This is a genomic window from Pedobacter sp. CFBP9032, assembly GCF_034045265.1.
Taxonomy (GTDB): Bacteria; Bacteroidota; Bacteroidia; order Sphingobacteriales; family Sphingobacteriaceae; genus Pedobacter.
Genome location: NZ_JAXCWE010000008.1, coordinates 70,909 through 86,319, shown reverse-complemented (window position 1 = coordinate 86,319; position 15,411 = coordinate 70,909). Strand labels below are relative to the sequence as shown.

Annotated in this window: 10 protein-coding genes; all 10 read left to right on the top strand. The window is 39.9% G+C overall.

The window, feature by feature from the left end; all coding sequences use genetic code 11:
• The first annotated feature begins 1 nt into the window (after position 1).
• Positions 2–2,515 (top strand): glycoside hydrolase family 2 TIM barrel-domain containing protein, encoded by a 2,514-nt coding sequence (locus SOM16_RS15445; RefSeq protein ID WP_320464896.1) that lies wholly within the window; start codon positions 2–4, stop codon positions 2,513–2,515.
• Positions 2,516–2,658: 143 nt separating this feature from the next.
• Positions 2,659–3,813 carry an ABC transporter substrate-binding protein gene (locus SOM16_RS15440; protein WP_320464895.1) on the top strand — a complete coding sequence of 385 codons (1,155 nt, stop codon included), beginning with the start codon at positions 2,659–2,661 and terminating at the stop codon, positions 3,811–3,813.
• A gap of 2 nt (positions 3,814–3,815) precedes the next feature.
• Positions 3,816–4,976, top strand: coding sequence for a CoA transferase (locus SOM16_RS15435; protein ID WP_320464894.1), 1,161 nt, complete (start codon positions 3,816–3,818; stop codon positions 4,974–4,976).
• Positions 4,977–5,445: 469 nt separating this feature from the next.
• On the top strand, positions 5,446–6,609 hold the full coding sequence (locus SOM16_RS15430) for a CaiB/BaiF CoA-transferase family protein (protein ID WP_320464893.1): 1,164 nt from the start codon (positions 5,446–5,448) through the stop codon (positions 6,607–6,609).
• Entirely contained in the window at positions 6,602–7,837 is a 1,236-nt protein-coding gene (locus SOM16_RS15425) for an extracellular solute-binding protein (RefSeq protein WP_320464892.1), read from the top strand. The genes SOM16_RS15430 and SOM16_RS15425 overlap by 8 nt, the downstream gene beginning before the upstream one ends.
• A gap of 6 nt (positions 7,838–7,843) precedes the next feature.
• Complete coding sequence (locus SOM16_RS15420; protein ID WP_320464891.1) at positions 7,844–8,914, top strand: Gfo/Idh/MocA family oxidoreductase; 1,071 nt, start codon at positions 7,844–7,846, stop codon at positions 8,912–8,914.
• A gap of 227 nt (positions 8,915–9,141) precedes the next feature.
• Positions 9,142–9,588: a MaoC/PaaZ C-terminal domain-containing protein gene (locus SOM16_RS15415; RefSeq protein ID WP_320464890.1), complete on the top strand. Its 447-nt coding sequence runs from the start codon at positions 9,142–9,144 to the stop codon at positions 9,586–9,588.
• A 405-nt stretch (positions 9,589–9,993) separates the two neighbouring features.
• A complete protein-coding gene (gene fucP / locus SOM16_RS15410; RefSeq protein ID WP_320464889.1) occupies positions 9,994–11,286 on the top strand; it encodes an L-fucose:H+ symporter permease in 1,293 nt (430 codons plus the stop codon).
• A 43-nt stretch (positions 11,287–11,329) separates the two neighbouring features.
• A complete protein-coding gene (locus tag SOM16_RS15405; RefSeq protein WP_320464888.1) occupies positions 11,330–14,743 on the top strand; it encodes a glycosyl hydrolase in 3,414 nt (1,137 codons plus the stop codon).
• Positions 14,744–14,766: 23 nt separating this feature from the next.
• Positions 14,767–15,360: a hypothetical protein gene (locus tag SOM16_RS15400; protein ID WP_320464887.1), complete on the top strand. Its 594-nt coding sequence runs from the start codon at positions 14,767–14,769 to the stop codon at positions 15,358–15,360.
• The last annotated feature ends 51 nt before the right edge of the window (positions 15,361–15,411 follow it).

The following is a 15,411-nucleotide window of genomic DNA, read 5'->3' as shown; positions in this document are numbered from 1 at the left end:
CATGAAGAGGTCTCAGTTTATATATGGAATTTTTAGTTTAACGCTTTTAGTTTTTATTGCGTTAAGTCATTGCGAGGCATCAGGCATCGTCATTGCCAAGCACGTAGCTAGCTCAGTTGCCAAACCAGATTACTTCAGTTCACACGAATCTAGCCAGGCAATGATGAGGGCCGTAGAATCCCGCACCAAAATTAGCTTTAACAAAGGCTGGAAATTCTATCTGGGCGATGAACCGGGAGCGAAATCACCTGCCTTTACGGATACAAAATGGCGAAAATTAACTTTGCCACACGATTGGAGCATCGAAGGGAAATTTGATGAAAAGAATCCTGCAAAACCAGAAGGCGGGGGCTTACCCACCGGGATTGGTTGGTATAGGAAAGAATTTACAGCGCCGGTAAACTTCACAAATAGAATAATCACGATAGAGTTTGATGGCGTTTATAAAAACAGTGAGGTTTGGATCAATGGAAAATATCTGGGAAAAAGACCTTATGGCTATAGTTCTTTTTCCCATGAGATTGGTAAATATTTAAAAACCGGAAAAAATCTCATCGCCGTTAAAGTTGATAATTCAGCCCAGCCAGATTCCCGTTGGTATTCCGGATCGGGGATCTACCGAAATGTTTGGTTAACCTCATCTGCTAAAATTTCTGTAGCGAAGTGGGGGACATTTGTTTCTGCAGATCAATCTGGTAAAGTAAATATAGAAACGCAAATCAACAATAAAACACTTCAATCGCAGTCGGTAGTATTGGTTCATTCTGTTTATGATCCCAATGGGAAATTGGTGCTTAAAACCAAAACTGAAGCCACTAAAATAGATACTTCTGGAAAAACGGTTACCATTCAAAGTGAAATTAATAATCCGATACTTTGGTCTGTAACTAATTCTAAACAATACAGATTGCAGACCCAGGTGCTGCAGAATAATAAATTGATTGATCGCTACGAAACTCGGTTTGGTATTCGTGGTTTTCAATTTGATGCCGTAAGAGGTTTTTCATTAAACGGGCAACCGATGAAAATTCTGGGTGTTTGTCTCCATCACGATTTGGGTGCATTAGGTGCGGCGGTGAATGTCCGTGCAATGGAACGCCAGCTGGAAATCATGAAGGCAATGGGCGTAAATGCCATTCGAACAGCGCATAATCCACCAGCGCCAGAGTTCCTGGATCTTTGCGATAAAATGGGTTTCCTGGTAATGGATGAAGCCTTCGACATGTGGGCGAAAAAGAAGACAAAAAATGACTACCACCTAAATTTTCCGGAATGGCATAAACGAGATCTGGAAGATATGATCCTTCGCGATCGGAATCATCCTTCAATTATTCTTTGGAGCATTGGCAACGAAATTCGCGAACAGTTTGACAGTACCGGAGTTGACATTACAAGAGAATTGGTTTCAATAGTTAAAAGCCTTGATAAAACCCGCCCGGTGATTTCAGCTTTAACAGAAACTAAGGCCGAAAAGAACTTTATTTATCAGGCCAATGCGCTTGATGTTTATGGTTTGAATTACAATCATGAGTTATATAAAGACTTCCCAAAAGATTATCCCGGTGTAAAATTTTTAGCTACAGAAACCACCTCAGCATTAGAAACCAGGGGATTTTATGATACTGCAGATACCATTCGCCGCTGGCCAAAAGATGGCAAAACAAAATTTACGGAAGGAAATAAGGAGTGGTCGGCTTCTTCTTATGATAATGTTTCTGCCTATTGGGGTTCAACACATGAAGAAACCTGGAAAGAAGCGAAGAAATATGGTCATGTTTCTGGTTTATTCGTTTGGACAGGCTTCGATTACCTCGGCGAACCACTGCCTTACCCATGGCCAGCCAGAAGTTCTTATTTTGGTATAGTCGATTTGGCCGGATTCCCGAAAGATTCTTATTACATGTATGAAAGCGAGTGGACGGATAAACCCGTTCTTCACATTTTACCTCATTGGAACTGGGAACAAGGAAAGTCGGTCGAAGTTTGGGCATATTATAACAATGCCGACGAAGTAGAACTGTACTTAAATGGAAAATCTTTGGGTAAAAAATCAAAGCTGAATGATGATTTGCATATCCTTTGGAATGTACCCTTTGAGCCTGGAACATTGAAAGCCGTTTCACGTAAAAATGGAAAAGATGTATTGATCCGCGAGGTGAAAACTGCCGGGACGCCTGCAAAAATTGAGTTGATTGCCGATCGAAGTCAGATTAAAGCGGATGGAAAAGATTTATCGTTCATTACGGTTCGGATTTTAGATGCTGCCGGAAACGTAGTGCCCAATGCTGATCATCTAATCAATTTTGATGTGGAAGGAAATGGATTTATTGCTGGTGTAGATAATGGCTTTCAGGCCAGTCTGGAGCCTTTTAAAGCTAATTATAGAAGAGCATTTCATGGTTTATGTTTGGCCATATTGCAATCGACTGAAAAGGAAGGAACAATTAAATTTAAAGCGACAGCTAAAGGATTGGCTTCGGCCACGATTATAGTAAAAACTGGAAGGGTTAAATGAAAAAGAAGCAAGAAATAGGCCGTATCATTTAGCCCGTCACAGCCAATATGTTTGGGAATATGGTTGGTGTCTCGCCAACCGAAATTAATTAAAAAAACTACGGTCGGTGGAGACACCAACTACTAGATAAAGAAGAAAATAAAGTGGAGAAGACAATTAACTTAAAAGGAATAACCTGGAACCACAGTCGTGGGCTTTTGCCTATGGTGGCAACGGCGCAACGGTTTACGGAGTTGTACCCAAACGTTCACATTACCTGGGAGAAGCGAAGTTTGCAACAATTTGCAGATTTCTCTATCCAGGAACTAGCTGAACGGTTCGATTTGCTGGTAATCGATCATCCCTGGGCTGGATTTGCAGCCAAAACCAAATCCATAGTTCCACTGGATTTTTATCTGTCAGATGACTTTCTAGGCGATCAGGAAAGGAATTCAGTTGGCCTATCTTACGAAAGCTATTTATATGACGAACACTTATGGGCGCTTCCAATTGATGCTGCAACACCTGTAGCCGCATCAAGACCAGATTTACTTGCAGAAAAAGGTCTGCAACTGCCAACTTCTTTCGATGATCTGTTAAGCTTAGCCGATAAAGGTTTAGTTGGTTTTGCAGGCATCGCGATAGATGTTTTGATGAATTTCTATACGCTTTGCTGCTCATTAGGTGAAGATCCTTGCCAAAATGATGATGAAGTTGTATCTCAGGATGTTGGTATCAACGCATTGCAAATGTACCGTGAATTGTCTTCAAAAATCGATCCGGCTAACTATAATAGAAACCCGATTCAGGTGTATGAAGCAATGACATTAACCGATGCAATTGCTTATTGCCCTTTTGCTTACGGGTATTCAAACTATTCAAGAACGGGCTATGCACGCAAAGTATTGCATTTCCACGATATGATTTCATTAGATGGAGAAACAAATTTAAGAAGCACCCTGGGCGGTACAGGCCTGGCCATTTCTTCGAAGTGCGAGGAGCTAGATCTGGCTGCAAAATATGTGGAGTTTGTGGGCTCACCCGCTTGCCAAGCTACCTTGTTTTTCGAGAGTGGTGGTCAGCCCGGCCATTTAACCGCATGGAAAAATGAAGAAGTAAACCGCCAGAGCAAAAACTATTTTATAAATACCTTACCTGCTTTACAACGGGCATTTCTTCGACCAAGGTACCACGGTTCTATGTATTTTCAGGATCATGCAGGCGATGTGGTGAGGGATTACCTCATGAATGGAGGAGATGAGAAGCAAGTGCTGATGGAAATGAATGAATTATATCGCAAATCTAAAAGCTTAGTATGATTATGAACAAGCCCCTGGAAGGACTTTTAGTTTTAGAGTTTTGCCAATTTCTGGCAGGGCCGTCTGCCGGATTAAAACTGGCTGATTTGGGTGCCCGTGTAATTAAAATTGAGCGACCTCAAACTGGCGATGCCTGTCGTCAATTATCCATTAAAAATCTGTTTGTGGATGAAGACAGTCTACTGTTTCATACCATCAATAGAAACAAAGAAAGTTATGCTGCAGATTTAAAAAATCCAGACGATTTGCAAAAATTAAAAAAGCTGATCAGTAAAGCAGATGTGATGACACATAATTTTCGCCCTGGTGTGATGGAGAAAATTGGCTTAGACTATCCGAACGTTCAAAATATCAATCCAAAAATTATTTACGGAATGGTTACGGGTTACGGAAATGAAGGTCCCTGGAAATATAAACCAGGACAGGATTTATTGGTTCAGGCCGTCTCTGGTTTAACATTTTTATCCGGTGTAGATACCGATGGACCAGTTCCATTTGGATTATCAGTTTCTGATATTATGTGTGGAAACCACCTCGCACAGGGCATTATGGCTGCATTAATCAAAAGAGCAAAAACAGGGAAGGGTGTTTTGGTTGAGGTAAGTTTGCTTGAATCCATTTTAGATGTTCAGTTTGAAGTATTGACGACTTACCTGAACGATGGCGGTAAATTACCAGACCGGAGCAGCGCAAAAGGCAGCGCACATGCTTATCTGAGTGCGCCTTATGGCATGTACGAAACTAATGATGGTTATATTGCCATGGCGATGGGAAATCTGCCAAACATTTGTGCGATCATCAATTGTAATATTGCCGATTTATATGTGGAAGCAAATTCGGCATTTGAAAACCGCGATAAATTAATCGTGCGCCTAGCAGAAACATTTAAACAAAAAAACAATAAAATTTGGGTTGATCTCCTGGAAACCCACGGGATCTGGTGTGCTGAAGTATTAAACTATCAAACAGCAACAAACTTAAGTACGTATAAAAAACTTGAAATAGCGCAGGAGTTGAACATAGGTGATGGCAAAAAAATGAAGACGACGGTAAGTCCGATTCGTTTGGATCATCAAAAGTTATTCGCGACAAAACCCGCTCCAAAATTAGGTTTGAATACTAACGATATTAATAACGAATTTAAATTGAATCGAGATTTGTAATCTCGGCTTCTTGTTGGAGGATTTAAAATCCTCAGTTAATATGGTCAGGAAAATATTTCCTGACCAACTAAAAACTAAAAACTAAAAACTATGAAACCTCTCGTTAGTCGGGATTTGTAATCCCGACTTCCATTTCTGAGGATTTTAAATCCTCTATTATAAGTTCAGGAAAATATTTCCTGACCAACTAAAAAAATAAAACAATGAAACGGCCTGAAGATTATTTGTGCGCGTTAGTCGGGGTCTGTAATCTCGGCTTTTCGTTGGAGGATTTTAAATCCTCAGTTAATAAGGTCAGGAAAATATTTCTTGGCCAACTAAAAAAATAAAACTATGAAACGGACTGAAGATTATTGGTGCGCGTTAGTCGGGGTCTGTAATCACGACTTTTCGTTGGAGGATTTAAAATCCTCAGTTAATATGGTCAGGAAAATATTTCCTGACCAACTAAAAATAAATACATATAACTATGAAACCGCTTGAAGATTATTTAGTTATCGATTTCAGCCAGTTCCTTTCAGGGCCATCTGCAAGCTTGCGCTTAGCCGACATGGGCGCGCGTGTAATTAAAATCGAGCGTTCGGGTGTTGGCGATATTTGTCGTACGCTCTATACCTCAAACCTGATTATGAATGGAGAATCGTCAGTTTTTCATGCGATCAATAGAAATAAAGAAAGTTTTGAAGTCGATTTAAAAACCGAAGAAGATTGTGAAATGGTCAGGGAGTTGCTTAAAAAAGCTGATGTCATGATTCACAATTTCCGTCCGGGTGTAATGGAGCGTTTAGGTTTCGATTATCCATCTGTTATTGCTTTAAATCCAACGATTATATATGGCGAAATTTCTGGTTACGGAACGGAAGGTGAGTGGCGTAACAAACCCGGACAGGATTTACTTCTACAATCAGTTACGGGCTTAACATCTTTAACCGGCAATGCGGATAGCGGACCCGTGGCAATGGGTTTATCAATTGTAGATATGCTGGCAGGTGCTCATTTAGCGCAAGGTTTACTAGCTTGCCTATACCGCAAAGCCATTAAAAATGAAGGAGGTTTTGTGCAGGTAAGCATGATGGAATCAGCCTACGATTTTCAGTTTGAAACCATCACCACTTTTATGAATGATGGCGGAGAATTGCCGCAACGCTCAGCAAAAAATAGCGCAAACGCTTATCTTGGTGCACCTTATGGCATTTATCAAACAGAGAATGGATATCTGGCATTGGCAATGGGATCTATCCCTCAGCTGGGAAGTTTGCTTGGATGCGATAAGCTTTTAGATTATGAAACGATCGAAGAAGCATTTGATAAACGCGATGAAATTAAGTCCATCTTAGCTGATCATTTACTTACGGGTACAACCGAAGCATGGCTAGGGGAGCTTGAACCGGCAGATATCTGGTGTGCAGATGTATTAAACTGGAATGCGCTGATGGATCATGAGGGCTTTAAAGTGCTGAATATGATCCAGGAAGTGGAGATGGTTGATGGTTATCAATATAAAACTACGCGATGTCCGATTCGGATTGATGGAGAATTATTAACTTCGGCAAAAGGTTCACCAAAACTGGGCCAGGATAATGAGCAAATTATAAAAGAGTTTATTACGCAAAAAACCATTGCTAATGCCTAACCAAATAGATACTTTCAAAATCGCTGTTCGGAAATTCGGTCCGTTTGAAACGGCCATGCAAAAATTCTGGGATCAGTTTTGTGTGGTTTCTGGCTGTGATTTGAAACTCGAAATGGTCATTATGGATTTGCATGAGCTCTATAAAACCACCATCACCCATAATGGCCTGGCCAACGGTGATTTCGATATTGCTCATATTAACACCGACTGGGTTTATGAAGGCTATTTAAATCAGGCTTTCGAAATACTCAATCCTTATATCAACACTAAAAAACCTGCAGACTTTCCAAATGGCTGGAGCAAATCGTTACTGTCTTTGCAACGTTTTGGATGGGAAGTAGTGGGCTTGCCCTTTCATGATGGACCTGAATGTCTTATTTACAGGAAAGACTGGTTTGAAAGTGAAACAGAGCAGGCGAACTATCTAAAACAATATGGGAAAGCACTGGAAGTGCCAAAAACCTGGGAAGATTTTCACCAGGTAGCCCGGTTTTTCAATCGGCCGGAGGATCAGCGCTATGGGAGCGTTTTTGCCTGCTATCCTGATGGACACAACACTGTTTTTGATTTCTGTCTGCAGCTATGGACCAGGGGCGGATCTTTGATTGATAAAAATGGTGCCATTCAAATCAATTCGCAGGCAGCTATAGATGGATTAGATTTCTACCGATCAATTGTAAAGGATAAAACGGCTGTTCATCCAAAATCCGGAGAATTTGAGTCTGTAGCCGCAGGAACTGCTTTTTCACAAGGCGAAGCTGCAATGATGATCAATTGGTTTGGCTTCGCTGCGATGTGTGAAGTAGATCCGCATTCAAAAGTAAAAGGAAAGGTAGGAGTAGAGTTGTTGCCAGCCAGTCCAGGAAAATCATCGGCATCTTTAAATGTTTATTGGCTCTACACTATTGGAAAAGGCAGTAAGCATAAAGACATTGCTTACGATTTCTTAAGATTTGTAACCGATGTAGCGCAGGATAAACTGCTCACACTGGAAGGTGGAATCGGTTGCCGGATCTCTACATGGAAGGATCAGGAAGTGAATGAAGTTATACCTTACTACCATAAATTAGAAAAATTACATGAGGTGGCCAACATGCTTCCTCAACATAAAAACTGGACTTCAATTGCAAAAATTATTGATGAAATGGTTTTGAAAGCAATCAATACAAGTGATGAATCTTCACTTTTAATTGAGCAGGCGCAAAATCAAATTAACAAATTGAATTAGACGAGTATGGAGATTAAATACAAGCCAGAATTACCAGAAACCAAACAACCCATCATTATTATTGGTGCCGGTGGAATTGTTGCCGATGCGCATCTTCCTGCTTACAAAATTGCTGGTTTTGATGTTTTTGGCATTGTAAACAGAACCAAAGAGCGGGCACAGAAACTAGCTGATGCATTCGGAATTCCGAATGTTTTCGATTCAGTTGCAGAAGCCGTGGCAAGCGCTCCCGACAATGCAGTTTACGATTTAACAATTATGCCAGAGCAATATGTGGAAACGCTGAAACAGTTGCCGGATGGAAGCGCAGTATTGATCCAAAAGCCAATGGGCGATGATTTTGCGCAGGCAAAAGAGATTTTAGAATTGTGCAGATTTAAAAATTTTAAAGCCGCTATTAACTTTCAGCTGCGTTTTGCTCCATTTGTGAGCGCTGCAAGATTTTTGATTGAGCAAGGATTAATTGGTGAACTTTATGATATGGAAGTGCGGGTAACGATCGAAACCCCCTGGGAAATATTTCCCCATGTGATGATTCATCCGCGCTTAGAAATTCAATACCATAGCATTCATTATGTGGATTTGATTCGTTCATTTCTGGGGAATCCAAAATCTGTGCTGGCGAAGACTTTGAAGCATCCTGCAAAGGCGCTATCTTCATCCCGGTCTACCATTTTGATGGATTATGGCGACACCATGCATGCCGTTATTAACACCAATCACGATCATGATTTTGGCGCAAATCATCAGGAAAGTTACTTGAAATGGGAGGGGACAAAAGGGGCTATTGTAGCGAAGATTGGTCTGCTGATGGATTATCCACATGGCGTGCCAGATGTATTTGAATATTGTATTGTTAAGGAGGGAGAAACTCCTGAATGGCAAACTGTTAAATTGGAAGGATCATGGTTTCCAGAAGCATTTATTGGCACAATGGCGAATTTAATGCGGTATAATGAAGGTTCAACAACTACTTTAAATACTAGTGTTGAAGATGTAATTCAAACCATGGCAGTTGTCGAAAGTGCCTATCAATCAAGCGATATTGGAGGGGTAAGGGTAATGAGTTATGCGTGACAAGTTTTTGGATTATCAATTTGGTAGACGGACGCTATCTGCTATTTATAAAGTCAGCGTACAGCAGTTCGCTCACCTAAAAACTAGCCTAATAATTTTTTTGGGATAACTTGTCCCAGCCAATGCAGTGACTACAATAAAAAATTTTAAGCCGGGAGTTTTGTTTCTTTTGCGGTTAAAAGAAAAGAGCCAGTCTGGCTAAGACTTAATAAATTTAAAAAGATTAAATGTATTTCAAATCAACATTTTTTGAAGATTATCAATTGGAAGATAAACGGGTAACCTTAGGTCGCACGATAACAGAAACCGATTTCGTCGTTCATGCTGGTCATACAGGTGATTTTTTTCCGCACCACATGGATGCAGAATGGTGTGCCACACAACCTTTTAAACAGCGCATCGCCCATGGAACAATGATCTTTAGCATTGGAATTGGCTTAACTGCTTCGGAAATTAACCCGGAAGCAATGTCTAAAGGTTATGATAAACTACGTTTTGTAAAACCTGTTTTCATCGGCGATACCATTCATTCTGAAATTACGATTTCAGATAAAGCCGAAAGTAAAAGGCCGGAAAATGGTACCGTAACGGAGCACGTAGAAATCATTAACCAACATGGAGAAGTCGTATTAGTCTGCGACCATCTTCTGGTGGTGAAGAAGAAGGTTCATTAGTTCAATGGTCAATAGTTAATTTGTCTGGGTGCTTATAGCGATATTTAATAATATAATTGTTATACTTAACATACAACTGACCAACAGGAACGAACTACTGATGAATGAATATTTATACAATTGGCCAATGAACCAATGACTAATGAACCACTAACGAATGAACATCTATTCAATTGGCCAATGAACCAATGACTAATGAACCACTAATAAATGAACGTCTATGCAATTAGCCTGAACCAATGACCAATGAACCAATGACCAATGAACCACTAACCAATGAACGTCTATGCAATTAGCCTGAACCAATGACCAATGAACCACTGACTAACGAACGTCTATGCAATTAGCCTGAACTAATGACTAATGAACCACTGACTAATGAACCAATAAAAAAAACCAAATATAATGAACCACAACACACAGCCAGAAATCATCACTGAAAACGATCCCTCATCAGGGAAAAAATACCTATTGCCATTTATTTTAGTTGTTAGTTTGTTTTTCCTCTGGGGGATGGCGCATAACCTCGATTCGATATTAATTCCACATTTAAAGAAAGCCTGTAATTTAAATAACCAACAATCCACGTTGATTGATACCTCTGTGTTCTTCGCTTACTTTATAATGGCTATTCCAGCCGGAATTATCTTAAAGAAATGGGGCTACAAAGCCACTATGATCGCAGGTTTACTGGCCTTTGCTTTTGGCGCATTTTTATTTGTTCCTGCAGCAAACAACTTATCGTATGCTACATTTTTAATTGCGCTCTTTATCATTGGTTGTGGTTTAACCATGCTAGAAACTTCTGCAAACCCTTATGCGGCAATCCTCGGCGATCCGGCGAAATCGACCAGCAGACTGAATTTAGCCGCCTCATTTAATGGATTGGCTGCGATGGTTGCGCCCGTAATTGGTGGTTTGTTCATTCTTTCAGGAAAATCGCATACTGAAGATGAATTGGCAGCAATGACTGAATCGGGCAGAAATAGTTATTTTCTGGAAGAGGCAGCGTCAGTAAAGACACCTTACATCACACTTGGCGTTATCTTGCTGGTGATTGCAGTTATATTTTACTTTATCCATCTGCCGGAAATTAAAACAAAAAGCGTAGACGGGGAGGCAAAAGGTAGTTTCTTCGGCGCATTACGTCATAAACATTTAAGATGGGCAGTAGTTGCGCAGTTTTTCTATGTGGGTGCGCAGGTTTGTGTAACAAGCTTTTTTATCAGAATGGCGCAGCAAGGTGGTGGATTTGACGAAAAAACAGCTGCCTCATATCTCGCTATCTATGGTTTTTTATTCACCGCCGGACGTTTCGCCGGAACAGCCTTACTTCAATTTATAGCTTCAAATAAGCTATTAGCCATTTATGCAGTTATTTCCGTTCTCCTTTGCTTAGTGGCAATACTCGGACAAGGTTCTTATGTAGTTTATGCTTTAGGAGCTATAGGCTTTTTTATGTCGATCATGTTTCCAACCATCTTCGCTTTGGGCATTGAAGGAATTGGTGAGGATACCAAGCCTGGTTCCTCCTGGCTAATCATGTCAATTGTTGGTGGTGCTATTTTACCATTTAGCATGGGAACGATGATTGATCAGTATGGCGATAATATTCAGATCGGATATAGCATTCCTTTAGTCTGTTTTATCATCGTTCTCTACTTCGCATTAAGAGGGTATAAAGTCGCTCACAAATAAACGAATCATTATTGCAGGAAGGTGTTAAAAAACAACCTGTTCAATGGCGAAAAATATTAAAATGAAACCAACGTTTAGTCAAATCTTCTTGTTCTTTCTGCTTTGCACTTTTAGCTTCAAGCTTAATGCTCAACAAAACGAAAAAGCTAAGCCATGGGTTTTCTGGTATTGGGTAAAAGGTGCAGTTTCAAAAGCCGGCATCACAGCTGATTTAGAAGCGATGAAAACCAATGGCATTGGTGGTGCTTATTTAATGAGTATTCAGGGACCCGATAAAACACCAGTTTATACTCCTCCGGCGGTTCAACTTACACCGGAATGGTGGCAAATGGTGGAGTTCGCAATGACAGAAGCGAAACGTTTAAAACTAAAACTAGGCATGCACGTAAGCGATGGTTTCGCGCTTGCAGGTGGTCCGTGGATTACCCCGGAACTGTCTATGCAAAAAGTAGTTTGGTCTAAGATAACTATCAATAATAGAATTGATAAAATACCTTTACCTCAACCAGAAAGTAAAGAAAACTATTATCGTGATATTGCAGTTTATGCCTATCCATCGCCACCTGGCGAAAGCATCACAACGCGTACAGCAATTCCAAAAATTACGGCAAGCAATGGTGCCGATGCCACAGGTTTGGTTCAGCCAGGAAATAAGAAGAATTTTGGTTCGAACGAGCCATGTTTTGTTCAATATGAATTTGAAAAGCCTTTCACTTGCAGATCTATAAATATAAAAGTTAGTGGAAATAATTATCAGGCCCAACGGTTAGCCATCGAAGTGAGTAATGATGGCAAAGAGTATCGCGCTATAGGTCGTTTAGAGCCACCACGTCATGGCTGGCAAGATACTGATGAAGAAGTTACTCATTCAATCATCCCAACAACGGCCAGATTTTTCAGGTTTATTTACGATAAAAAAGACTCAGAGCCAGGTGCAGAAGATTTAGACGCAGCAAAGTGGAAACCATCATTAAAATTGGTCAACCTGGAATTATCTTCAGAAGCAAAAATCAATCAATATGAAGGCAAAAATGGATCTGTTTGGCGGATAAGCAAAAGAAGTACCGAACAGCAAATCGGAACGGAGTTATGTGTCCCATTAAACCAAGTAATCAACCTGACAGATAAATTGAATTCAGATGGAACGTTAAATTGGAAGGTACCAAAAGGAAACTGGACAATTTTAAGGATTGGTCATACCTCGACCGGACACACCAATGCAACGGCTGGTGGCGGAATGGGTTTAGAATGTGATAAATTTAATCCTGAAGCCGTGAAGCTTCAGTTTAATAGCTGGTACGGTGAGGCGTTGAAACATGCAGGACCTGAAATCGCTAAAAAGGTATTGAGTGTTTTTCATGTGGATAGCTGGGAATGCGGTAGCCAGAATTGGTCGCCGGTTTTTAAAGCCGAATTTTTAAAGCGCAGGGGATATGACCTAACGCCTTATTTACCCATCATGACGGGTTTGCCTCTGGAAAGTGCAAAGGTTTCTGAAGACTTTTTATACGATGTAAGGAAGACCATTTCAGAACTGGTAGTTAATCAGTTTTACAAAACGCTCGCTGAACTGGCGAAAGCAAAGGGTGTTACGTTTACTGCGGAAAGTATTGCGCCAACAATGATGAGTGATGGTTTAATGCATTACAAAACCGTTGACGTACCAATGGGAGAGTTCTGGCTAAACAGCCCCACTCATGATAAGCCAAATGATATGCTCGATGCAATCTCCGGGGCGCATATTTACGGAAAGAATATCGTTCAGGCAGAAGCTTTTACCACCGTTAGAATGGATTGGAATGAAAGCCCTGGAAACATGAAAACCTTGCAGGATAGAAATTATGCACTTGGAATTAATAAACTGGTTTATCATGTTTTTACGCACAATCCCTGGATAGATCGAAAGCCTGGAATGACATTGGATGGGGTAGGATTGTATTTTCAGCGCGATCAAACCTGGTGGAAGCAGGGTAAGGCTTGGGTAGACTATGCAACACGCACACAAAACCTTTTACAGCAAGGAAAACCAGTAATAGATATTGCTGTTTTCACGGGCGAAGAATTGCCCCGGCGTTCGGTGCTGCCCGATCGTTTGGTAGAAACTTTGCCAGGTATTTTCGGAGCAGATGTAGTTGAATCAGAAAAAAAACGTTTGGCAAATATTGGTGAACCATTAAGACAAATCCCGGCAGGTGTAACACATTCTGCAAATATGGCCGATCCTGAAAATTGGGTAAATCCACTTCGAGGTTATGCTTATGATAGTTTTAATCCAGACGTGTTAAGTACGGCTACAGTAAAAAATGGTGAGGTAGTTTTTGAAAGCGGTGCCGCTTACAAGATTTTGGTGCTACCGGGGAATATGAAAATGAACCCCAATTATCAGTATATAAGTGATGCTGCGATAAAAAAACTCTCAGAATTAATTAAAGCTGGAGCTAAAGTGATTGTTGGAGATAAGCCCTTGTATCAAGCTGGATTAAAACAAATTAATAAACAATCTTTTGACGCACTTGTCGAAAGCATTTGGGGTGGAAATTTCATTGCTACTGCAAAAGGTAATCAAATTGTTAAGCGGAAGAAATTGGGTGCTGGTGACGTTTTCAAAGCACCATTTTATGGTGAAAATTTCCAGCAGCTAGGCGTAGCAAAAGACTTTTATGCAATTGAAAACGAAAACCATGAACCAGATAAAATTGCCTATTTTCATCGGTCAGCCATTGATGAAGAGATTTATTTTGTTTCAAATCAAAAGGCGGGAGCAAGAGATCTAATATTATCTTTCAGGGTAGCAGGCAGAACGCCTGTAATTTATGATGCAGTAAGCAACGAGTATCGTGAAGTGAAAAGCTGGTCTGAAAAGAACGGACGCATTAATCTAAAACTAAAGTTTGCATCCAATCAATCCTTATTCGTGATTTTTAAAAAGTCAGCTAAAAATACAAAGAAAGAAAATGGCAATAATTGGTCAACTTTTAAAACCGTTCAAGACCTTTCTAAAAATTGGAAAGTTCAGTTTGATCCAACGTATGGTGGTCCTGTAAAACCTGTATTGTTTGAGAATCTTATTGATTGGACCAAGCACGCCGATAGCACCATCCGGTATTATTCAGGTACAGCAATTTATAACAATACATTTAATTACGATGGTGATATCAAAAACGCCTGGATAGATTTAGGTGCTTTTTCCAGCATGGCAGATGTAAAAATAAATGGAATATCCTGCGGTACATTATGGACGGCTCCCTTTAGGTTAAATATTAGTAAGGCCATTAAAAAAGGTATAAATCAAATCAGTATTGAAGTGGTAAATACCTGGGCAAACCGTTTAATTGGTGATAGTAAATTAACTGAAGATAAGAAAATTACAAAAACTACAGCGCCTTTCCGTTTGGAGGGGAAACCACTCAATCCTACGGGCTTGTTTGGTCCTGTATTGGTTCAGGTTGAGGAATAAATAAGAATTAATATTTCAAATAAATGAAAAAGATAGTGGTATTCATTCTGGCATTTGCTCAAACTGTTGTCTACGCTCAACAAAAGAAATTGAAGGATAATTTTACTATTCAGATTAGATTAGAAGAGGGAGATTTGAATAAGGATGGCTTAAAAGATAAAACTGTAATTACGATGGATACCATTGATGCATCTGTTCCATTGAGGTTGCAAATATTTTTTTTACAACCCAATAAAAAATTTAAAATGGTTTTCTCATCAACAGATGTAATTGAACCGCAATATGTAAACGGTGTACATACTAAAAATCAAATCCCTTATTTTTTTATCGAGAAAGGATATCTATTAATGAATTCAGAAAGAGATGATGTTCGTTATGAACACAAATTCATCTATAGAAATGGAATTTTCCAATTAGTTAAAATCTCCAGCGTAGTTTATGATGGGCAAAATTCAACTACTGAGACTGTTTTTGATCTTTTAACAGGGCTAAGAACTGAAACATTAGCGTCGCTAGATCCGGGAAAGGCTATCAGGAGAACTAAAAAGAAAATAATGATAAGGCCATTACCTACACTTCAGAATTTACGAACCTTTGGCAATAAAGTATATTTTTAGTGATAAAACCCGAAAGATTTCCCACTTTAAAAACGAAAAAATGATAAAGAA